Genomic DNA, 22861 nt, shown 5'->3' with positions numbered 1-22861 from the left:
AATGAAAAAAATATATATAATAGGAGTTGGTTTAATTGGAGGCAGTCTTGCTATAGATATTAAAAAGAATGACCCAGAGGTTGTTATTCATGGTATTAGTAGAAAAGAAACCACACTTAATAAAGCGTTGGAACTTAAACTGATTGATAAAAAAGCCACGTTGGATGATATTGAAAATGCCGACTTGGTCATTGTATCAATACCGGTTGATGCCACGGTAAAATTACTACCAACTATTTTGGATAAAATATCAGATACAGGTTTGGTTGTTGATGCAGGATCTACCAAATTGGATATTTGTAAAGTTGTTGAAAACCACCCTAAACGGAGAAATTTTTTAGCCATGCATCCTATTGCAGGTACAGAATATTCAGGTCCTACAGCGGCAATTGAAGGATTGTTTGTTGGGAAAACTAATATTGTTTGCGAAGTTGAAAAAACCACATTTAAGCTTCAGGAAAAAGCATTAAAACTGTTTACGGATATAGGTATGCGTATTCGGTATATGAATCCTAAAGCACATGATAAGCATATAGCTTATATGTCTCACTTATCACATATTAGTTCATTTATGTTAGGGAAAACGGTTATTGAAAAAGAAAGAAACGAGCGCGATATTTTTGATATGGCAGGAAGTGGATTTGCTTCAACCGTGCGTTTAGCAAAGAGTTCACCCGAAATGTGGACCCCTATTTTTAAACAAAATAAAACTAATGTCATTGAAACACTGGAAGAATATATTAGCAATTTAGAACATTTTAAAGAGTTGATGAAAAATAATGATTTTGATTCAATTTTTAGCGAAATGGAAAATACAAATCACATTAAAGACATATTAAAAGGAATTAGTTAAGAGTAAAATTATGGAAAACAAAAAAGAAATGAGAACCTGGTTAGATGATTTAAATTTAGATCATCCATTAGTAATTGCAGGACCATGTAGTGCAGAAACTGAAGAGCAAGTTTTAAAAATTGCACATGAATTAAAAGATACAGATGTAAGCTATTTTAGAGCAGGTATTTGGAAGCCCAGAACCAGACCTGGTAACTTTGAAGGAGTAGGTGCTTTAGGGTTAAAATGGTTACAAAAAGTAAAGGAAGAAACAGGAATGAAAGTGTGTACAGAGGTTGCAAATGCAGCTCATGTAAAATTAGCTTTAGAACATGATATTGATTTACTTTGGATTGGTGCACGATCAACAGTATCTCCTTTTATTATGCAGGAAATAGCAGATGCTTTACAGGGCACCGATAAACCAGTGCTTATTAAAAACCCGGTTAACCCGGATTTATCATTATGGTTAGGTGGTATTGAAAGAATTTACAGCTCTGGCGTTAAAAACATAGGAGCTATTCATAGAGGGTTTTCAACGTACCAAAAAACAAAATACCGTAATATTCCAGAATGGCAAATGGCCATTGAATTTCAAAATAAATTTCCGGATATTCCTTTAATTAACGATCCTTCTCATATTACAGGAAAGCGCGATATGATTTTTGATGTATCTCAAATTGCCTTGGATTTAAATTTTGATGGATTAATGATTGAGACACATTATGACCCTGATAATGCTTGGAGTGATGCTGCACAACAAGTTACACCGTCTACATTGGTTCAAATTATGAAGGATTTAAAAATAAGAAAGGAGTCTAATGAAGAGGCGGAGTACAATACAGCATTGAATACCTTGAGAGCACAAATTGATGTGGTAGATAATCAAATTATTGAATTATTAGGGCAACGTATGAAAGCTGCTGATGGTATTGGAGACCTTAAAAAGCAAAAGAATGTTGCTGTATTGCAATCTAAGCGTTGGAATGAGATTCTGGGTAAAATGGTTTTAGAAGGAGAGCAGCACGGTTTAAGTGAAGAATTTATTTTAAGAATGTTTAAAGCGGTTCATCAGGAATCTATTAATCATCAGGAAAAGATAATTAATGGGTAAGGTAGTATGTATATTTTATTAAACAAATGCCTCCTGACTAGGAGGCATTTGTTTTTATAGAAGAAGAAGTTATTGCTTATTTCTTTTAAAAATATATCGGGTTATAAAAATACCCTGTCCGTCACCTTTACCACAATCGCTTTCAACACCACTGGTAACAAAGGCTAGTTCCCAACCTGCTTCAGTCATTGCAATTAATTTAGAACCTATCACAGCATCATTGGATACAATATTTTGAAAACGGATCCCACCAATGTTAAAGAAGTTCAATAGCTTGGTTTCTTCAAAATCCTTAACCCTAATGTCGCCTCTTTTGGATTTATTTCTTGTGTTATCCGTTTCAGTTTGTTCAGAAGTGAAATCTTTATAATCTCTTTCACCAACAGAAGATAGTAATCTTGAGCGCCCAAGGCCACTTGAAACAATAGATTCTACACTGGTAATAATTTTGTATTCAACCTGAGCCTGGGTTTCAGTTAAAGCAAATAAAATGATGATTAGTACGATAAACGATTTTTTCATGATCATAAATTTATAGATGAAGTTACTAATATAACCTTTTTCTTAACTTGAAAAGTTGTTAATTTGCAGTAACATTGATCATTAATGACAGGGAAAGTATATAAATCTACAGGAAGCTGGTATACCGTAAAAACCGATTTGGGGCATACGTATGAGTGCCGTATAAAAGGTAAATTCCGTATAAAAGGTATAAAAAGCACCAATCCAATAGCGGTTGGTGATATAGTGGATTTTGAGTTGGAAACAAATAATAACCAGGAATCCGGTATTATATATAATATCCATGACAGAACAAATTGTATTGTTAGAAAATCAGTAAACTTATCTAAACAAACACATATAATTGCGGCTAATTTAGATCAGGTCTTTTTAATGGTTACCATTAATAACCCACCAACATTAACAAGCTTTATTGATAGGTTTTTAGTTACTGCTGAAGCCTATTCCATTAAAACCATATTACTTTTCAATAAGATTGATTCCTATGATGATGAAGCCCTGGATGAGGTTAAATATCTAGCTTATGTATATAGGAAAATTGGTTATGAGTGTATAGGTATTTCTGCCACTACTGGAAAAAATGTCGATAAAGTAAAGGCGTTAATGCATGGGAAGGTGAGTATGTTTTCTGGGCATTCAGGAGTTGGTAAATCTACCTTGGTCAATACCATTGAACCAACCTTAAATATCAAGACCAAAGCAATTTCAACGCTTCATATGCAAGGACAACACACCACAACCTTTGCAGAAATGTTTGATTTGAGCTTTAATGCAAAAATTATTGATACTCCGGGTATAAAAGGTTTTGGCGTAGTAGATATGGATAAAGAAGAGGTTGGAGACTACTTTCCTGAAATCTTCAGGTTAAAGCAAGACTGTAAGTTTAATAATTGTTTGCATATTCAGGAACCAAAATGTGCCGTAAAAAATGCATTGGATGATGATGAGGTGGCTTTTTCCCGTTACCGGAGTTACCTGCAAATTATAGAAGGCGAGGATGAACATTATAGAACTGATATTTGGGATAAAGAATGAAGACAGTAATACAACGGGTATCAAGGGCCAGTGTAACTATTGAAGAGCAAAAGGTGGCGTCAATAAAGAGAGGGCTTTTAATTTTATTGGGAGTTATTAATGAAGATACGCAAGATGATATTAAGTGGCTATCCAATAAAATAGTTAATCTTCGTGTATTTAATGATGAAAATGGTGTGATGAATACATCTATAAAAGATATAAGGGGAGATGTCATTGTAGTGAGCCAATTTACATTGCATGCATCCACAAAAAAAGGAAACCGCCCCAGTTATATAAAGGCGGCAAAACCAGATATAGCTATACCACTGTATGAAAGTTTTGTAAAACAATTGGAAACAGATTTAGGTAAAAAAGTTCAAACGGGTCAATTTGGGGCCGATATGAAGGTGGAGTTGTTAAATGATGGACCGGTAACCATTATAATAGATACTAAGGATAAACTATAATGGCATCTGCTTTTGGTCATGCGGTAGTAGGGTTTACTTTAACAAAAGTAATAGATAATAGAAACTTAAAATGGTTGCTGATTGCGGCTATATTTTCAACACTATTACCGGATTTTGATGTTGTTGCGTTCAAATTAGGTATCCCTTATGAATCTCCTTTTGGACACCGCGGATTCACACATTCTATTTTGTTTTCATTCATATGGTCTGGTATTTTAATGCTAACTTTAGGTAGGCAGCATAAACTGGTTTGGTTTTTTGTCATTTTTCTGTCTACTTTATCACATGGAATTTTAGATGCCATGACTTCAGGAAGAATGGGTGTTGGGTTTTTTATTCCATTTGATAATAATAGGTTTTTCTTCCCATTTAGAAATATTCTTGTTTCTCCAATAGGGATTAGTGAATTTTTTTCCGGTTGGGGAATAAAAGTGTTGTTTAGCGAATTTAAATACATAGTACTTCCATGTTCTCTGGTTTTTTTTGTAAGGTTTTTAATTAAAAAGTTATATTAGCTTTCTAAGTGAGAATATCATTTTTCTTATGAAAGCAATACATGTAAATACTTATATTTATTGCTTTAATATATTTAAAAAAACTTAAATGAATTTAAAGTATTATGTGAATATATTAGTGGTGTTCACAACTTTAGTAGGGTTTTCTCAGGAAAATTTATACACAAGCTTTTCAATCCCCGATAATCTTAAACAACATGCAAATGCAGTCATTAGACAGCAAAGTATAGACATTTTAATAAAGTCTGCTGATGAAATGATCATATCCGAAGATAGAATCATTACAGTCTTAAATAAGTATGGAGATAGAAATATTGATGCCTATGTAGGGTATGATAAGACTAGGAAAATTAAAGATCTTGAGGTTTTAGTTTTTAACGATTTTGGAAAAGAAATTAAAAAAATTAAAAAAAACGACTTCAAAGATGTAAGTGCTGTAGACGGAGGAACCTTATATTCTGATTCCAGAATGAAATATCTAGAGTTTACTCCAATCTCTTATCCTTATACTTTAAGATTTAAGTCGGTTGTAAGTACCAGTAACACGGCTTTTATTCAATCGTTTATGCCGGTTGATGATTATCTGATAAGTGTAGAAAACAGTTCCTATACTATTACGTACCCTGAAGGTATAACTATTAGAAAGAAAGAAAAGCATATTGAAGATGTAAGTTTAGATAAAGAGGAGCATATAGGTAAGCTTTCATATAAAGTAAAAAATGTAGAGGCTATTAAACTGGAAACTTATAGCCCCTTATTCAGAGATATAGTACCAAAAGTATTAGTAGCACTCAATGAATTTTCATTAGAAGGTGTTAAGTCTAAGGTGGAAAATTGGGACGATTTTGGAAAATGGATGTATCATGATTTAATAAAAGATACTCATGATTTACCAGTCTCAACAATCAATATGGTTCAAAACCTTGTGAAGGATGAAACTAATAATATAGACAAAGCAAAAAAAATATATCAATTTGTTCAGGATAAAACAAGATACATTAGTGTACAGGTGGGTATAGGGGGATGGAAACCATTTAATGCTTCAGAGGTTGATAAATTAGGTTATGGAGATTGTAAGGCGCTTACAAATTATACCATGTCTCTTTTAAAAGCGGCTAATGTAGAATCAAATTATTGTGTAGTTTGGGGAGGTGATGATATTATTAATATAGAAGAAGACTTTGCTTCAATGCAGGGGAATCACGTGTTTTTAAATATTCCGAATGATAACGAAGATATTTGGCTGGAATGTACAAGTCAAAAAGTGCCATTTGGATTTATCGCAAATGGAACAGACGATAGAGATGTACTGGTAATTTCATCTGAAGGAGGAAAAATTAAACATACTAAAAAGTATAATCCGGATGAAAGTATTCAAATTATTAAAGGCAACTATAGCATTAGCACTGATGGAAGTATTAAGGTCTCAGCACATATTAATTCAAAGGGACTGCAATATGGAGATAAATTGAGCTTAGAAACAGAAAGAGAACAGGATAGACATTATAAGAACAGGTGGCGATATATAAATGATATTTCAATAAATGAATTGCATATAGAGAACCGTAAAGACGCCATTGAATTTGTAGAAGATGTAAGTTTTGAAGCAGGTAAATATGCCAAAATAATAGGTGATAGAATGCTATTTACAATAAATGCTTTAAACAGGCATACTAATGTGCCAAACCGATATAAAACTAGAATGTTGCCATTAAAATTGAGTAGAGGCTTTAAAGATGTAGATGAGGTAAAAATTAATTTGCCTGATGGTTTTACAGTTGAGGCATTACCGGAAGATACATTAATGGAAACTAAATTTGGTAGCTATCAAACTAAAATAGAATTAAAGGATGACACTACCATTTATTATAAAAGAATATTTATTATGAATGATGGTGAGTATTCAAAAGAAGATTATGATGAATTTAGAGAATTCTATAAAACTGTTGCCAGAAAAGATAATGCTAAAATAGCACTAATAAAAAAATAACCGTTTTTACCATGAGAAAAATAGCCGTTCTGATAGCGTTTAGCTTTACTTTAACAACTTATGCGCAAAATTTTAAATTTGGAAAAGTTTCCAAAGAAGAACTACAGGAAAAATTCAGCCCAATAGATTCTATCGCTGATGCCGCTTACCTCTATAAACACAGAAACACATTTTTTAATTACAATGAAAATGAAGGGTTTCAATTGATAACTGAGATTCATGAGCGGGTTAAAATATATAACAAAGAAGGATTTGATTATGCCACTAAGGCTGTTAGACTTTATAAAAACAGTAGTGATGAAGAAGAGATGGCTGGTCTGAAAGCCTATACCTACAATATTGTAGATGGTAAGGTAGAAGATACAAAATTAGGAAAGGAATCTATCTTTGAAACTGAAATATCAAAATACAGAAATGAAACAAAATTTACCATGCCTAATATTAAGAAAGGTTCTGTAATTGAATATAAGTATAAAATTATTTCTCCTTTTATATCCAAGGTAGATGAGTTTGTTTTTCAGTATGATATACCTGTAAAAAAATTGGAAGCCAGGTTTGAAGCTCCCGAATATTTTATTTTTAAGTTGAATACGAAAGGTTATATACCCATTATGCCAACCACAGAAACTAAACATGGTAAAATAACATTTAGAAGTAAAACAAGAAGTTATACCGGGACTAAATTTAGTTCTTCAGACTTAGATTTTTCAAAGCAGGTGTCTACTTATAATCTTTCAGATGTTCAGGCATTAACAAAAGAACCGCATGTCAATAATATTGATAATTACAGGTCGTCCATTAAATATGAATTGTCCTACACGAAATTTCCAGAAACTCCAATTGAATATTATTCTACAACCTGGGAAGATGTTGTGAAAAAGATTTATGATAGCAACGGTTTTGGGAGTGAATTGAATAAAACAGGCTATTACGAAGAAGAAATAGATGCAATTATTAATTTTATTTCAGATCCTAAAAAACGTGTAGCATTAATTTTTAATTTTATAAAGAATAAAGTCAAATGGAATGGCTATTATGGTTATATGGTTGATGAAGGGGTGAGAAAAGCATTTAAGAATAATGTAGGCAATGTGGCCGAAATAAATTTAATGCTAACCTCCATGCTTCGTTATGCCGGTTTAAAAGCCTATCCTGTTTTGGTGAGTACCCGAGGACATGGGATTCCTTTATTCCCAACCAGAGAAGGGTATAACTACGTGGTGAGTTATGTGAAATTTGTTGAAGGTGATGGTATACTTTTAGATGCAACAAGTATATATTGTATGCCCAACATTTTACCATTTAGAACATTAAATTGGAAAGGCCGGGTTATTAATGAAAAAGGAAATTCAACCTTTGTAGATTTATACCCTAAGCATATTTCAAAAAACACAGTTTCGGTGTTGGTTAGTCTGGACGAAAATGGAGATATTGAAGGAGGTTGCAGAAGTATTAAAACCAATCATAATGCATTAAGCTATAGAGAAAAAATCAATGGCGTTGATAAGGATGACTATATAGAAAAACTGGATAATGAATATAATGGCCTTGAAATATCAAATTTTGATGTAAAGAATAGTGCTGAGATTTATAAGCCTATTCAGGAATCATATAAGTTTGAAAAGGAGAGCCAGGCTGATGTTATTGGAGATAAAATGTATTTTTCACCGCTATTCTTTTTTAGAGAAACTCAAAATCCGTTTAAGCTGGAAAAAAGAGAATTCCCTATAGATTTTGGATATCCTTCAGAAACAACGTATAGAGTTGTAATAAGTTTACCCAAAGGATATAAAGTAGAAAGCCTTCCGGATTCAGGAGTGTTTCAATTACCTGATAATTTAGGAACGTTTAAATATAATGTTTCATTAGCAAATAACTCAATACAGGCTATCATCTCATCAAAAATTAATAGCCCAATAATTGGGGCCGAATATTATGAAACATTAAAATTGTATTTTAGCCAATTAGTAGAGAAAGAGGGGGAGCAAATTGTTTTAACAAGAATATAAATGAATGTACAAAACGCGCAAAAGATAGTTGACGATTGGATTAATGAGCATGGTGTTCGCTATTTTAATGAGCTTACCAATATGGCTCAGCTTACAGAAGAAGTGGGTGAGGTAGCCAGAATTATTGCCAGACGCTATGGAGAACAAAGCGAAAAGGAAAGTGATAAAGACAAGGATCTTGGTGAAGAATTGGCCGACGTGTTGTTTGTACTTTTATGCCTTGCCAATCAAACTGGAGTAGATTTACAAGAGGCATTTGATAAAAGAATGGATAAGAAGGCAAAACGAGATCACGATAGGCACCATAATAACGAAAAATTAAAGTAAATTTGCGACTTCTTTAAATAAGAATGTATTAAAGTATGCACTTTACACTCCAAAAATCAAAAATAGCTAAGCAATCTACGGTTCAAATTACAGGCTCAAAAAGTGAGTCCAATCGTTTATTGTTACTTCAGGCATTGTACCCGCAGATAAAACTTGAAAATGTTTCAAATTCTGATGATAGTAATTTAATGACTAAGGCATTAAGTTCGCAGGAAGAGGTTGTAGATATTTTTCATGCCGGAACCGCAATGCGTTTTTTAACTGCTTATTTTTCAATTCAGGAAGGCAGAGAAACTATACTTACCGGTTCAAAACGAATGAAAGAGCGCCCGATCAAGATTTTAGTAGAGGCGTTACAGGCATTGGGTGCAGAAATAAACTATGTTGAAAATGAAGGGTTTCCACCAATAAAAATAAAAGGTAAAAAACTTTTAAAACATAAAGCGACCTTGAATGCCCAAGTAAGTAGTCAGTATATTTCTGCATTATTGCTTATAGCATCAAAGTTGGAACATGGTTTAGAATTAACCTTAGAAGGCGAAATAACATCAATTCCCTATATTAAAATGACTTTAAGTCTACTTGACGAAATTGGAGTTGAAACCTTATTTGAAAGAAATGTTATCACGGTAAAACCCAATACATCACATTTAGTACCAAAAACCTTAACCGTAGAGTCAGATTGGTCATCAGCATCTTATTACTTTAGTATTGTGGCTATCAGCGAAGTTGGTACTCAAATTACCTTATCTTCATACAAAGAAAATTCACTACAGGGGGATTCTGTATTGGTTGAAGTTTACAAACATTTTGGAGTTAAAGCCTCATTTAATAATAATACATTAACTTTAACTAAAGAAGCTTCTAAGTCAGAACCTTTGGCTATAGATCTAAAAAATGCCCCGGACATTGCACAAACAATAGCGGTAACCTGTTTAGCATTGGGTATACCTTGTGATTTGACTGGGCTACATACTCTAAAAATAAAAGAGACTGATAGATTGGTAGCTTTAAAGACAGAAATTGAAAAATTAGGGGGGCAAATAGACATTACAAATAAGTCATTGCACCTATCCGTTTCAAAAACCCTTAATGAATATGTATCTATTGAAACCTATCACGATCACAGAATGGCTATGGCATTTGCGCCGTTAGCTTTAAAAACGCCTATTATTATTGAAGAAGCTATGGTTGTTTCAAAATCCTATCCAACATTTTGGGAAGATTTAAAATCCATAGGTTTTGAAATAACCAAATAATAATCACGTATTTACTTGACAACCCCTATTAGCAGATTGTATATTTGCAACTTTCTTATAAAAAATATTAAACAAAGCGTATGAAATTATCAAACTTTGGCTTCAAATTACCAGAAGAATTATTAGCAGAATATCCGGCAGAAAACAGAGATGAATCCCGTTTAATGGTTTTAAACAGAAAAGAACAGACCATTGAGCATAAAATGTTTAAGGATTTAATTGATTATTTTAATGAGGAGGATGTTTTAATTCTAAATAACACTAAGGTTTTTCCTGCAAGATTGTATGGAAATAAAGAAAAAACAGGAGCTAGAATTGAAGTGTTTCTATTAAGAGAGCTAAATGAAGAGCAACGCCTTTGGGATGTGTTGGTTGATCCTGCAAGAAAGATAAGAATAGGAAACAAACTATATTTTGGAGATGATGATACCTTGGTAGCAGAGGTTATAGATAATACAACATCCAGGGGGCGTACATTACGTTTTCTATATGACGGGTCGTACAGAGAGTTTCGTTTAAAATTAAACGAGCTAGGAGAAACCCCGCTTCCAAAATATATAAAAAGAGGTGTAGAGCCTGAAGATGAAGGCCGTTACCAAACTATTTTTGCCAAAAATGAAGGAGCAGTGGCAGCACCAACAGCGGGACTTCATTTTTCAAAACACTTATTAAAGCGTTTAGAGATTAAGGGGATTAATTTTGCAGAAGTTACATTGCATGTTGGTTTAGGGACATTTAACCCTGTTGAGGTTGAGGATCTGTCTAAACACAAAATGGATAGTGAAGAGATCAAAATTGATGAAAGAGCAGTGTCTATTGTTAATAGGGGAATATCAGAAAAACGTCGCGTATGTGCCGTAGGAACTACAGCAATGCGAGCTATAGAAAGCTCAGTATCTTCAAGCGGGATGTTAAATGAAATGGAAGGATGGACCAATAAATTCATTTTCCCTCCCTATGATTTTAGTATAGCTAACTGTATGATTACTAACTTTCATACACCAAAATCTACATTATTGATGATGGTTTCCGCTTTTGCAGGCCATGATTTTATAAAGCAAGCCTATGAAGAAGCCGTAAAAGAAGGTTACAGGTTTTATAGCTACGGAGATGCTATGTTGATCATATAATAAGAGATAATCCGGATAATAAAGAGCCTCTTTTTTTAGAGGCTTTTTTGTTCAATAGATGTGAGGTATTTTGGGCATTCCCTAAAGGTCGGGCTTTCCGGTAGTCGCTTTTTTGTGTTGCATAAGCGCAACAACACAAAAAGAGCTTCAACAATACCTCAATCCCTAATGCAGACAAACCTAAGTTCTATATAGCAAGTTTATAGATTAATGGTTATTAAAGTAACCAATGTCAGGTTGAGTATGGTAAAGACCTGATAAAATATACAAATCTTTACTAACTATCTTGAGACATTCTTTGTGTTGAAGCTATGTGGTTAAGTTTTAAAACTATAGTTTCATAATTCTTGATTAGTAAATCCTTTCACTATTTTTGCAACTTATATGGCAACAGAAAAAGAAGACATACGGGCACTAACCAAAGTACAGCTTAGAGATTTCTTTGAACAGCAGGGCGAAAAAGCCTTTAGGGGCAATCAGGTGTATGAATGGCTTTGGCAAAAATCAGCGCATACTTTTGATGATATGACTAATATTTCAAAGCAAACCCGACAAATGTTGGAGGATCATTTTGTCATCAACCATATAGAGGTAGACAATATGCAGCGTAGCCAGGATGGTACGGTAAAAAATGCCGTGCGCTTACATGACGGGTTAATCGTAGAATCAGTTTTAATTCCAACAGCTACAAGAACAACAGCCTGTGTGTCCAGCCAGGTAGGCTGTAGTTTAGATTGTAAGTTCTGTGCCACGGCACGCTTAAAGCGTATGCGTAATTTAAATCCGGATGAAATTTATGATCAGGTAGTAGCTATTGATAAAGAAAGTAGGTTATATCATAACAGGCCCCTAAGTAATATTGTTTTTATGGGTATGGGAGAACCGTTGATGAATTATAACAATGTTATTAAAGCTATTGATAAAATTACATCGGTAGAAGGTTTGGCCATGTCACCAAAGCGTATTACGGTCTCAACATCAGGAGTCCCTAAGATGATAAAAAAAATGGCTGATGATGAGGTTAAGTTTAATTTGGCGGTGTCTCTGCATTCGGCCATAGATGAAGTAAGAACTGCCATTATGCCTTTTAATAAAACCTTTCCCTTAAAAGATTTACGTGAGGCCTTAGAATATTGGTATGCAAAAACCAAACGAAAAATAAGTTATGAATATGTGGTTTGGAAGGGAATAAACGATACCCAAAAAGATATAGATGCTTTGGTGAAATTTTGTAAGTATGTACCCAGCAAAGTCAATATTATAGAGTATAACCCCATAGATGATGGTGAATTTCAACAAGCTGCAAATCAGACTTTGGAAAATTATATCAATAGTCTGGAGAAAAATAGAATAGTGGTAAACGTACGCCGAAGCAGAGGAAAAGATATAGATGCCGCTTGCGGACAATTGGCAAATAAAACATGAGGAAAGAGTTTAGTAAAAATCATCTGAAATAGTATCTTTAAACCTTAGATGAAAAAAGTAGAGCAAATAAAACAACCTATTGCTTTTGAAATGGATCTTTTTGAGCAAAAGTTCCAGCTTTCAATGTCCAGCAAAGTAGCCCTCCTTAACAGGATCACACATTATATAGTAAATCGTAAAGGCAAACAGATGCGACCTATGTTTGTATTTCTGGTTGCAAAAATGGTTTCAAACGGAGAGGTTAGTGAAAGAACATACCGGGGGGCATCGGTCATAGAATTAATACATACGGCAACCTTAGTACATGATGATGTGGTTGATGACAGTAACCGGCGTCGTGGTTTTTTTTCAGTAAATGCTCTATGGAAAAATAAGATAGCCGTTTTAATAGGTGATTTTTTATTGTCAAAAGGATTGTTGCTCTCTATTGATAATAATGATTTTGATCTGCTAAAAATCATTTCTATAGCAGTTCGTGAGATGAGTGAGGGCGAATTACTTCAAATAGAAAAAGCACGTAAACTGGATATCACAGAATCTGTTTACTATGAAATTATACGGCAAAAAACAGCTACCTTGATTGCGGCATGTTGTAGTTTAGGAGCTGCATCTGTAAAACCCGAATCGCAGGATGTAGAAAAGATGAGAAAGTTTGGAGAACTTATAGGTATGGCTTTTCAAATAAAAGATGATCTGTTTGATTACGGAGACACCCAAATAGGAAAACCTACGGGTATTGATATCAAAGAACAGAAGATGACCTTACCCTTAATCTATACCTTAAACCAGGCTTCAAAAAAAGATAGAAACTGGCTTATTAATTCTGTTAAAAATTATAATAAAGACACTAAACGGGTAAAAGAAGTTATTGCCTTTGTAAAAGCAAATGGAGGCCTGGATTATGCTATTACCAAAATGAAACAATTTCAGGCCGAAGCGCTTGAGTTATTACAAGCATACCCAGAATCAGATTATAAAAATTCACTGGAACTCATGGTGAATTATGTGATTGACAGGAAGAAGTAATTTAGGCTTTTTGAAGAAGTTTGTACAATGACTTGATATAAAACCGTTTTAACGTTTTATATCTAATGTTATGTAAAAGTTAGTGTGTTTTCGTATAAATCCAAGTTTTCCAATTTAAAAAACAGTACCTCCCAAATTCTTTTTAAATTATAGTTATAAAAATATTTTACCCCATAGGCAACCCTTTTAAAAAAACTTACGTCTTTATAAATAGAGGACCAAATGAAATCATTTTTGAAAGTTATTCAACTCCATAAAAACGAATCGTTGTTAATCAAAAAAGCGATTAAGAATAATCGTGAAGCCCAGCATATGTTGTTTGAGTTGCATGCACCAAAGATGCTTAGTGTTTGTAGGTATTACATTAAAGATATGCAACATGCCGAAGAGGTGATGCTTAATGGTTTTTTTAAAATGTTTTCTAATCTAAAAAGTTATAGGTCTGAAGGTAGCTTTGAAGGATGGATTAGACAAATTATGGTCAGGGAGTCCATTTCATTTTTAAGACAGCAGAAGCATATTGAATTCCCAACAGATGAATTAGAGTTTAAAAATGACTATACCGATGATATAAACTCAGGGATTGAAGTGGATCAGATTCAGCAGATTATAGATGATCTGCCGGAAGGTTATAAAATAGTGTTTGTCATGTATGCGGTACAGGGTTATAAACACCATGAAATTTCAGAGATGCTAAACATTTCGGCAGGAACTTCAAAATCGCAGTTGTTCAAAGCACGTAAACTACTTCAGGAAAAAATTAAAGAATTAAATAATCTAAGCTATGGAACCCAGTAAATTTGATGAATATTTAAGAGAAAAGCTTGAGAAAAGAACTTTAGAGCCAACTGGGCAGTCCTGGAATAAATTATCCGGGCGTTTAAATAGTCAGGTTGAAAAACAAAATAAGAAACCCTATTGGTGGTTGGGCTTGGCAGCCAGTGTTATAGGAATTTTGTTTGTAGCCTATAATATGCTTGATAACAAAACAAAAAATAACAATTCACCAGAGGTTGTCCAAACGCCAGAGATTATTCAACAAAATGAAGCCATAAAAGTGGTGGTTAATAAGGGGAAAGAAAAGGATGATATGGTTAGTGAAGAGACAGCTAAGAATATGGATCTTAAGCTTATAGAAACTTTAAAACCCGAAAAAACAATTAAGAATAAAATACAGCCAAAAACAGAGGTAGCAACCGTTAAGACAAAGGTAAACCATCAGGATGAAGATATTCAAAAGATTATCGGGACCCCTAATAAGAATTTGAGTTTTGAAGAACAAAAAATTCAGGATGTTGTGGCTCAGGTACACGCATTAAAAGATAAAAACCAGAAAGTCACCAATGCAGATATAGATGCCTTACTGGCCGAAGCTCAAAAAGAAATAGCTCTAAACAGATTGTATAATGAAACTACGGGAAAGGTTGATGCCAATGCCTTACTCCAGGATGTTGAAAATGAGTTAGATCAGTCGTTTAGAACTAAAGTTTTTGAGGCTATTAAAGCCAGTTATAATACCGTAAAAACAGCAGTTGCACAACGTAACGAATAGTATTCAATCAAAATAAATTAATCAATACCCTAACGGGAAAAAGCGAACAGTTATGCAAATAATTACTAAGTATTTAGTGCTTGTAGCACTATGTTTTGCCGTGCAACTCATCAATGCACAAGACTCTATTAGAGTAGTGAGCAAGACACAAAAAATTGAAGAATTAAAAACGCTAAAAGAAAACATTGAAAAGGAAGAACGTACACTTTTAAAGGCTCAGGTGGAGGCTATAAATAGTAGGTGGAATAAGGGAGAAATCACTGAGGAGAGGGCTAATACGTTAAAAAAGGAGGCTGCTAAAAAGCACGCTCTAAATATTGAAAACCGTATAGCTATAATTGATAATAAGATTGCGCTTTTAGAAAGAAACGATGGAAGGTATGTGACTAATGATAAGATAGAGCAGCCCAAAACAGATAGAGATGACGAAGAGGAGGATGACAGCTTTTTTGGAATAGTCATTAAAGAAAAAAAGAAGACTAAAAAATATGACAGGCGTACCAGAAGTGATATTGTTTTTGCATTTGGGTTTAATAATGCCATAATAGAAGGCCAAAGTTTGGATGATTCACCGTATAAAATAGGTGGTTCCGGATTTATGGAACTAGGGTTTGCATGGAAAACAAGGCTTTTGGATAACTCTAATTTTTTCAGGTTAAAATACGGAGTTTCATTTCAATGGAATAAACTGAACATTAAAGACAATAAGTATTTAGTTAACAATGAAGGAACTATTGACTTAGAAACGTTTCCTTTAGGCGTTAATAAAGTAAAATTCAGAACAACCAATTTAGTATTTCCAGTACACCTAGAATTTGGCCCTTCAAAGAAAAGAGAATATGACGACTATTTCAGGTATTCAACACATAGGCAAATTAAGTTTGGAGTGGGGGTTTATGGAGGATTTAATTTGGGAACACTACAAAAACTGAAGTATATAAAAGAAGATGGAGGCAAAGCCAAAGATAAATTTAAAAGTGGGTATAATACATCCGATTTAATTTACGGGCTTAGCGGCTATGTGGCTTTAGGAGGAACGGCAATATACGTTAAGTATGATTTAAACCCTATTTTTAAGAATCAGGAGATAGAACAAAATAATATATCACTGGGGGTTAGATTTGATATGGATTAATTGTTTTATGTCTCATAGCGTCCGGTTATTTTAAAAGTAGAGAAATCATTATAAGAATATAAAAGTCCTGTTTTGGATTGCTGTATCCGCCTAAGTGTATTATTGAGAAAAAGTAATATATTGCATTACTGTTTATATTCAATAAAAATTCTTGTAATTGATATCTCAATCATCTATAGATCATGTATTTGAAGCGACCCGTGTAGAAGAGGTTATTGGTGATTTTGTACAACTAAAGAAGGCGGGGAGTAACTTTAAAGGGTTGAGTCCGTTTAGTGATGAACGATCTCCAAGTTTTATGGTGTCTCCGGTAAAACAAATTTGGAAAGACTTTTCAACCGGTAAAGGAGGAACAGCCGTTTCATTTTTAATGGAGCATGAGCATTTCACCTATCCTGAGGCTATAAGATATTTAGCCAAAAAATATAATATTGAAATAGAGGAAACCGTTCAGTCTGATGAACAAAAAGAACGAGCCAATGAAAAGGAGAGTTTGTATTTGGTAAGTGAGTTTGCCAATACTTATTTTCAAAATATTCTTCATAAAACCGATCAGGGCAAATCCATAGGACTTAGTTATTTTAAAGAGCGTGGGTTTACAGAAGACACCATTAAAAAGTTTGATTTGGGATATGCACTTAATGAATGGCAGGCTTTTACAGACGAAGCTTTAAAGCAAGGTTATTCTATTGATTATTTAGAGAAAACTGGACTTACCATAGTCAAGGAAGATAAGCGCTTTGATAGGTTCAAAGGACGTGTAATGTTTCCTATAAAGAGTATGAGTGGCCGTGTTTTGGGTTTTGGTGGCCGTATTCTCATTACAGACAAAAAAGCTGCAAAATATGTAAACTCACCAGAGAGTGACATTTACCATAAAAGTAAGGTTTTATACGGTATATACCATGCAAAACAAAGCATAGCAAAAGAAGATAATTGTTATCTGGTTGAAGGCTATACAGATGTGATTCAGTTTTACCAAACCGGTATAAAAAATGTGGTATCCTCATCAGGAACGGCATTAACATCAGAACAAATCCGGCTGATAAACAGGCTTACAAAAAATATCACTGTGCTTTTTGATGGAGATGCAGCTGGTATGAGAGCCTCACTAAGAGGTATAGACTTGATACTGGAACAAGGTATGAATGTCAAAGTATGTACCTTTCCTGAAGGCGAAGACCCTGATAGTTTTGCAAAACAAAACACACTAGAAGAATTGTCTCTGTATTTAAATGAAAATGCAAAAGATTTTATTCAGTTTAAAGCCTCTGTGTTGTTTGAAGAGTCTAAGAATGACCCCATAAAGAAAGCAGATACGGTAAGGGATATTGTAAATAGTATTTCAAAGATACCAGATAGGATAAAAAAGGAAATTTATATTCAGGAGTGTGCCAGGATTATGGATATAAGTGAAGAAGTGCTGTTCAGTACACTGGCTCAGATAAATAAAAAGGAATTTCAGGAAGAAAATAAAAAAAGTAAAACAGAACAAAAGGCTTTTGAGGTCATTAAACATCAACAACCTGTAAAGAAGGTAGATGTGCAATATGTTTTAGAACGAAAAATAATAGAAGCCTTATTGCTTTATGGACATATGACCGAAGATTTTGAAGATCTGGTCTTAAAAGAAAATGACAAAGGAGAACTGGAGTTGGAACCGGTTATTCAACAAGCTAAAGTATTTGAAAAAATATTCTTAGACCTGCAAGATGATGAGATGGAATTTTCTAATCCACAGTTTAAATTACTTTACTATACCATAATTGACAGGCTAAATCAAGATACTGAATTTGAGCTGAAAACCTTTATAAATTCTGTAGATCAGGAGATGGCCAATGAAATAACTACTATCTTGATGGAAGATGAGCGTTATATGCTTGATAATTGGAACAGGATGAATATTTTCCCTAAAGAAAAAAAACATTCTGTAGCACAATTAGTGAGCGAAACAATTTTAAGTTTACGCTGCTTTTTAATAGACCAAAAGGTTAAAGGGTTTCAACAAGAAACATTACAAAATAAGATAGACACGAATAGAAATATACTTGAAGAAGTAAAAGACTATTCGGGTCTAAAAATGTTGCTGTCCAGAAAACTTAACAGAGTCTTATAACTGTTGACTTAGTTTTGCCTGGTTAACTAGGTCAACCAAGTTAGTGACCTTTAATTTGCGCATTAATCTGGCCTTATAGGTACTAACCGTTTTTTCGTTAATATCTAACTCTTTTGAAATTTCCTTGTTTTTTCTTCCAATAGTAAGCAGTTTTAATACCTCTGCTTCTCTGGTAGATAATTTTTTATAAAAACCTCCGCCTTTATTGACACGTGAACCAAAAGCTAATTGTTGGGTTAAGTCATTACTTAAATGAATCCCGCCATCGTGTACTTTTAAAACGGCCTCATTAATGGTTATAACATTAACAGACTTGTTTAAGTAACCGGCAGCACCAGCTCTAATGGCGTTAATGGCATAAACTTCTTCTGGTTGACCACTAAAAATAATGGTTTTAATGTCTGGATAGTCATTTTTTAAATAACGTAATACTGTTAGCCCATTCAATTTTGGGAAATCAGCTTCTGTTAAAATAATGTCTACAGAGTTTTTCTTTACAAATTCTAAGATGGCCTCGCCATCATCAACACTTCCAACAACTTTTATGTTGGGCGCTGCGGAGAATAGAACTTCCAGTCCTTTCCTCGTAATTGGGTGGTTGTCCGCTATTAATAATTTTATCATAATTGGTAAGCTTTTTTTAAGTAACTAATTGAGAGACTGTTACCTTGAGAGATTAAGCTCATGTAAAAGTAATACTTTTTTACAAATTCTGCAAAGTTTATAGCATATTGTTGGGGATTTCGCAAATTGGTATAGGAATCATTTTATGTTTATTAGAGGTGTTAAAACGTTTAAATATTTTAAAGACTTCTCGCTCCCTTCCGGAAAATTCTTCTATGGTCTTGCCAGTATCGTTCATTTTCATAGCCCATTCCAATTCAGGGTACGATGCTCCAATTTGATCTTCGTCACTTCTGGTATCTCCAAATAGCCCATCACTTGGTTGAGCTTCCATAATGGATTCTGGTACTTCTAAAAATGTTCCCAGTTGATAAACTTCAGATTTTACTAAATCAGCAATTGGGCTTAGATCCACACCACCATCACCATATTTAGTGTAAAAACCAACACCAAAATCTTCCACCTTATTACCCGTACCGGCAACCAATAATTTATAAAGGCCGGCATAATAGTAAAGTGTTGTCATCCTCAATCTGGCTCGTGTATTAGCCAATGCCATTTCAATAGTTGCCTGGTCACCATCAAAAAACACTTCGGTTTTAAACTCTTCAAATACTGGAGTTAAGTCAGTGCGGGTATCACTTACATTATCAAAACGTGTTTTAAGTTGTGAAATATGTTCCTGAGCCCTGCTTACATGACTTTCAGCTTGATGAATTGGCATTTCAAGACACAAAACATGTAATCCGGTTTTAGCACATAGCGTAGAGGTGACGGCAGAATCAATACCTCCCGAAATCCCAATTACAAAACCATTTACACCGGCTTTAGTAGCATAGTCTTTTAGCCAATTTACAATATGATCAACAACTTTTTCTGTTTGCATTTTTAAATGTATTTAATTCTAAGAATAGTACCTTTGCAAACAAAAATAACCTATACACCCAATTTATAAAAATTTATGCCGTTTAAGTTTTTTATGAAACCCATAGTATCGTTTTTATTACTTTCAATAGTTGTTTTTTCTTGTAAAAATGGAGATAAGCTAGAGAATGAGATCGCTAAGATAAATATAGGTGTTACAATAGAACGTTTTGATAAACTGTTTGCTAAAGTAACTCCTAAAACCTTACCAAATTTAAAAACGGCTTATCCTTTTATGTTTTCAAAAAGGTATTCAGATTCATTTTGGTTGGCAAAAAAGGAAGATACTTTACAGGTAGAACTGTTTAATGCTGTTGAAAAAACATTTGCAAATTTTGACCAAACCAAAATAGAAATAGAATCTTTATTCAATCATTTAAAGTATTATTTTCCGGAATTTAAGCCACCAAGGGTAATTACCATTACTAATGATGTGGATTATAGAAACAGGGTTATTGTTACAGATACTATAGCTGTTATTGCATTAGATACCTATTTAGGTAGTGATCATGAGTTCTATGGTAATATTCCTAAGTATTTATGTGAAGATTTAAAAAAGGAGCAAATAGTAGTTGATCTGGCTGAAAAATATGCAGAAAAGTATATTTATCAACCTAAAAGGAAAACTTTACTGGATGAAATGATATACTTTGGAAAGCAACTTTATTTTAAAGATGTCCTTATCTCATTTAAAACTGACGCAGAACGAATAGGGTATACCAATGATGAATTGGATTGGGCCCTTGCTAATGAAAGTTATATCTGGCGTTATTTTGTTGAACGGGAATTGCTTTTTAGCACAGATTCTAAATTACCTGGAAGGTTTATAAACCCGGCACCGTTTTCTAAATTTTTCCTTGAAGATATTGACACAGGTTCTCCGGGACGTTTAGGGCAATATATAGGGTGGCAAATTGTGCGTGCTTATATGAATAATAATGAAGTAAGTTTAAGGGATATGCTTATAACTAATACCGAAGATATTTTTAATAATTCAAAGTTTAAACCACGTAAATAATGGCAAGTAATAAAACATCAAAAATAGAACTTAATGTTGAATTAGATGAGAACCGGGTTCCTGAAAAGCTGCATTGGACAGCAGAAGACGGAGGTATAACTAATGAAGAAGCTAAAGCCATGATGCTTGCTGTATGGGATGCTAAAGCCCAGGAAACACTTCGCATTGATCTATGGACAAAAGATATGCCGGTTGATGAAATGAAAGTGTTTTTTCATCAAACCTTAGTGGCTATGAGTGATACATTCTATAAAGCCACTCAAGATGAAAAAATGAGTGCTACCATGAAGGATTTTTGTGATTATTTTGCTGAAAAGCTAGAGTTAAAGAAATAGTGCCTAGTGTTCTTCCGGTTCCCAAATTATTCTAAGAAAAGAACTGAGCCTTTCATCTTCCGAATTTACCGGTATGCCGGCTACTATACCCACTAAAAGATTGTCGGCTAAGCCCACCCGCATTTGTGGTCTAATGGTCATTTCAAATTCAGAATGGTCAATAGTTTTATTAATTTCTATTCCTATAAAATTGTTTGTGCCTGATATCATATAATGAATGTTAGTATTGATATCATATGTTGTGCTTACATTATTGCTTCTAAAATTGTGGTTTATCATAGGTCCCGTATAAATTAGGGTATGAAAGTTATTGCCCCAACGTTTTGCAATAACAAAAAACGGATTGTAGATGTTGCCTTTAATTAAAGGGCTTCCAAAGTTTCTAAAGTCTGTAAATTCAAATTCATTAATATAACCCAAAGCCATAGATGTAGCTGTAGACTCATTAACATAAAAAGACCACTGAGCTGCTAGTTTTAAACTTTCCAGTTCATCTGAAGGAATAGAATCTCTGGGAGTACCACTAATGGGGCCATAAAATTTAAATGGTAATTCTATTTCTAACCCCAAACGATCAATAGGCGCCCATTCATATTCAACCAAAGCTTCATAAACATCGTATTCTAAATTATCTTTTAGTTCAACGCCCAGATTCCATTCTTTCTCACCTTTTCTGGCTCCAAGGTCTCGTATAAGGTCAATATAAAGTGGTTCGGCATGCAAAACTTTGCCTGGTTCTTTTTTATCCTCAACCTTATGGATATAAAGACTATCAAGTTCAGATTTGTCCTGAGCATAGGAGCCTAGAGTGAATATTAGATAACAAGTAATTAAAACTATTTTTAAACTATTCATTTTGTATATTATTTATGGTAAGGAGTGGTTATTGTTTTTGGTGTTAACAGCTTCTCGTTGTAAATGGTCTAAATATAAAATACCGTTTAGATGATCTATTTCATGCTGAAAGATTACTGAGGTAAAACCATCAACGGTTTCTGTTTTATGCCCTGAACTCATAGTATCATATTCAATAGAGACAGAAAAGGATCTGCTGTTCAAAGTGTCACTTCTGTTAGGAATGGATAGGCACCCTTCTCTAACTGTTTGTTTCTTTTTCGAATAATTCACAATTTTTGGATTTAAATAGACTTCAAAAGGTAAATTTTCCTTATCAAAGCGTTGAACCCAAATAATGTTTTTTAAAATTCCAACTTGAGGTGCAGCTATACCTACACCCATTGACATGCTATCTCTAACTGTAGCATAGAGTCGTCTTATAAAATTTTGTAAAACAGGGTCTTTTAAATTTGGTGTAATAGGAGCACTTTTTGTTCTTAGTAACAATGAATCTTTTGGATTGGTGATTTTATAAACACGCATAGGTTTTAAGCTATCTGCATTCATAATTAAAGTTTTTTCTTCAAAAGAAAAAGAACTGTTATTTATATTTTTAGAACTTGAGCATCCTAATATAATAACTAATCCAAGAGCAAAGAAAGTTGATTTATTCATTCAAGCGGGATA

General features: G+C 33.7%; 23 protein-coding genes. 18 read left to right on the top strand and 5 right to left on the bottom strand.

Going from position 1 to position 22861, the window contains the following annotated elements:
* Window position 1: 1 nt before the first annotated feature.
* Window positions 2-853 (top strand): prephenate dehydrogenase, encoded by an 852-nt coding sequence (locus VOI54_RS01115; protein WP_326280871.1) that lies wholly within the window; start codon window positions 2-4, stop codon window positions 851-853.
* Window positions 854-863: 10 nt separating this feature from the next.
* Window positions 864-1946: a chorismate mutase gene (locus tag VOI54_RS01110; protein ID WP_326280870.1), complete on the top strand. Its 1083-nt coding sequence runs from the start codon at window positions 864-866 to the stop codon at window positions 1944-1946.
* Between the two features lie 69 nt (window positions 1947-2015).
* On the opposite strand, the gene VOI54_RS01105 is transcribed toward VOI54_RS01110, so the two are convergent.
* Window positions 2016-2468: a hypothetical protein gene (locus tag VOI54_RS01105; protein WP_326280869.1), complete on the bottom strand. Its 453-nt coding sequence runs from the start codon at window positions 2466-2468 to the stop codon at window positions 2016-2018.
* Between the two features lie 84 nt (window positions 2469-2552).
* Here VOI54_RS01105 and rsgA point away from each other — a divergent pair, with 84 nt between their 5' ends.
* The 14 genes from rsgA (at window position 2553) to dnaG (ending at window position 18436) form a co-directional block, all read left to right on the top strand.
* Window positions 2553-3503, top strand: a complete 951-nt coding sequence (gene rsgA / locus VOI54_RS01100; protein ID WP_326280868.1) for a ribosome small subunit-dependent GTPase A — start codon at window positions 2553-2555, stop codon at window positions 3501-3503.
* A complete protein-coding gene (gene dtd / locus VOI54_RS01095; protein ID WP_326280866.1) occupies window positions 3500-3952 on the top strand; it encodes a D-aminoacyl-tRNA deacylase in 453 nt (150 codons plus the stop codon). Before rsgA ends, dtd begins: the two co-directional genes overlap by 4 nt.
* A complete protein-coding gene (locus tag VOI54_RS01090; protein WP_326280865.1) occupies window positions 3952-4467 on the top strand; it encodes a metal-dependent hydrolase in 516 nt (171 codons plus the stop codon). The genes dtd and VOI54_RS01090 overlap by 1 nt, the downstream gene beginning before the upstream one ends.
* Window positions 4468-4555: 88 nt before the next feature.
* Entirely contained in the window at window positions 4556-6457 is a 1902-nt protein-coding gene (locus VOI54_RS01085) for a DUF3858 domain-containing protein (protein ID WP_326280864.1), read from the top strand.
* An 11-nt stretch (window positions 6458-6468) separates the two neighbouring features.
* Window positions 6469-8466 carry a DUF3858 domain-containing protein gene (locus VOI54_RS01080; RefSeq protein WP_326280863.1) on the top strand — a complete coding sequence of 666 codons (1998 nt, stop codon included), beginning with the start codon at window positions 6469-6471 and terminating at the stop codon, window positions 8464-8466.
* Window positions 8467-8793 (top strand): nucleotide pyrophosphohydrolase, encoded by a 327-nt coding sequence (locus VOI54_RS01075; RefSeq protein ID WP_326280861.1) that lies wholly within the window; start codon window positions 8467-8469, stop codon window positions 8791-8793.
* Window positions 8794-8828: 35 nt separating this feature from the next.
* The gene (locus VOI54_RS01070; RefSeq protein ID WP_326280860.1) at window positions 8829-10052 is read left to right on the top strand and encodes a 3-phosphoshikimate 1-carboxyvinyltransferase; all 1224 of its coding nucleotides are present in this window, start codon (window positions 8829-8831) and stop codon (window positions 10050-10052) included.
* A gap of 80 nt (window positions 10053-10132) precedes the next feature.
* Window positions 10133-11182, top strand: coding sequence for a tRNA preQ1(34) S-adenosylmethionine ribosyltransferase-isomerase QueA (gene queA / locus VOI54_RS01065; protein ID WP_326280858.1), 1050 nt, complete (start codon window positions 10133-10135; stop codon window positions 11180-11182).
* A 384-nt stretch (window positions 11183-11566) separates the two neighbouring features.
* Window positions 11567-12607, top strand: coding sequence for a dual-specificity RNA methyltransferase RlmN (gene rlmN, locus VOI54_RS01060; protein WP_326280857.1), 1041 nt, complete (start codon window positions 11567-11569; stop codon window positions 12605-12607).
* A gap of 48 nt (window positions 12608-12655) precedes the next feature.
* Window positions 12656-13633, top strand: a complete 978-nt coding sequence (locus VOI54_RS01055; protein ID WP_326280856.1) for a polyprenyl synthetase family protein — start codon at window positions 12656-12658, stop codon at window positions 13631-13633.
* 222 nt (window positions 13634-13855) lie between these two features.
* Window positions 13856-14431: an RNA polymerase sigma factor gene (locus tag VOI54_RS01050; RefSeq protein ID WP_326280855.1), complete on the top strand. Its 576-nt coding sequence runs from the start codon at window positions 13856-13858 to the stop codon at window positions 14429-14431.
* Window positions 14418-15185 (top strand): hypothetical protein, encoded by a 768-nt coding sequence (locus tag VOI54_RS01045; protein ID WP_326280854.1) that lies wholly within the window; start codon window positions 14418-14420, stop codon window positions 15183-15185. The genes VOI54_RS01050 and VOI54_RS01045 overlap by 14 nt, the downstream gene beginning before the upstream one ends.
* 52 nt (window positions 15186-15237) lie before the next feature.
* The gene (locus VOI54_RS01040) at window positions 15238-16320 is read left to right on the top strand and encodes a hypothetical protein (RefSeq protein WP_326280852.1); all 1083 of its coding nucleotides are present in this window, start codon (window positions 15238-15240) and stop codon (window positions 16318-16320) included.
* Window positions 16321-16477: 157 nt separating this feature from the next.
* Window positions 16478-18436: a DNA primase gene (gene dnaG / locus VOI54_RS01035; protein ID WP_326280851.1), complete on the top strand. Its 1959-nt coding sequence runs from the start codon at window positions 16478-16480 to the stop codon at window positions 18434-18436.
* Here the strand turns inward: dnaG and VOI54_RS01030 are convergent.
* Together VOI54_RS01030 and nadE are read right to left on the bottom strand one after the other, a co-directional pair.
* Window positions 18431-19060 (bottom strand): response regulator, encoded by a 630-nt coding sequence (locus VOI54_RS01030; RefSeq protein WP_326280850.1) that lies wholly within the window; start codon window positions 19058-19060, stop codon window positions 18431-18433. The two genes, dnaG and VOI54_RS01030, sit on opposite strands and share 6 nt — an antisense overlap.
* A 97-nt stretch (window positions 19061-19157) precedes the next feature.
* Window positions 19158-19946, bottom strand: a complete 789-nt coding sequence (nadE, locus tag VOI54_RS01025; RefSeq protein ID WP_326280849.1) for an NAD(+) synthase — start codon at window positions 19944-19946, stop codon at window positions 19158-19160.
* 93 nt (window positions 19947-20039) lie between these two features.
* Between nadE and gldB the strand changes: the two genes are divergently transcribed.
* Entirely contained in the window at window positions 20040-21002 is a 963-nt protein-coding gene (gldB, locus tag VOI54_RS01020; protein WP_326280848.1) for a gliding motility lipoprotein GldB, read from the top strand.
* Complete coding sequence (gldC, locus tag VOI54_RS01015; protein ID WP_326280847.1) at window positions 21002-21337, top strand: gliding motility protein GldC; 336 nt, start codon at window positions 21002-21004, stop codon at window positions 21335-21337. Before gldB ends, gldC begins: the two co-directional genes overlap by 1 nt.
* A 3-nt stretch (window positions 21338-21340) precedes the next feature.
* On the opposite strand, the gene VOI54_RS01010 is transcribed toward gldC, so the two are convergent.
* Together VOI54_RS01010 and def are read right to left on the bottom strand one after the other, a co-directional pair.
* Window positions 21341-22192 (bottom strand): HAEPLYID family protein, encoded by an 852-nt coding sequence (locus VOI54_RS01010; RefSeq protein WP_326280846.1) that lies wholly within the window; start codon window positions 22190-22192, stop codon window positions 21341-21343.
* 12 nt (window positions 22193-22204) lie between these two features.
* Window positions 22205-22849, bottom strand: coding sequence for a peptide deformylase (gene def, locus VOI54_RS01005; protein ID WP_326280845.1), 645 nt, complete (start codon window positions 22847-22849; stop codon window positions 22205-22207).
* Window positions 22850-22861: the final 12 nt, after the last annotated feature.

This window comes from Alterotamlana spongicola (genome assembly GCF_035818475.1).
Classification (GTDB): domain Bacteria; phylum Bacteroidota; class Bacteroidia; order Flavobacteriales; family Flavobacteriaceae; genus Cognatitamlana.
The sequence above is the reverse complement of the archived record's forward strand: the minus strand, read 5'-3'. Positions and strand labels throughout refer to the sequence as shown.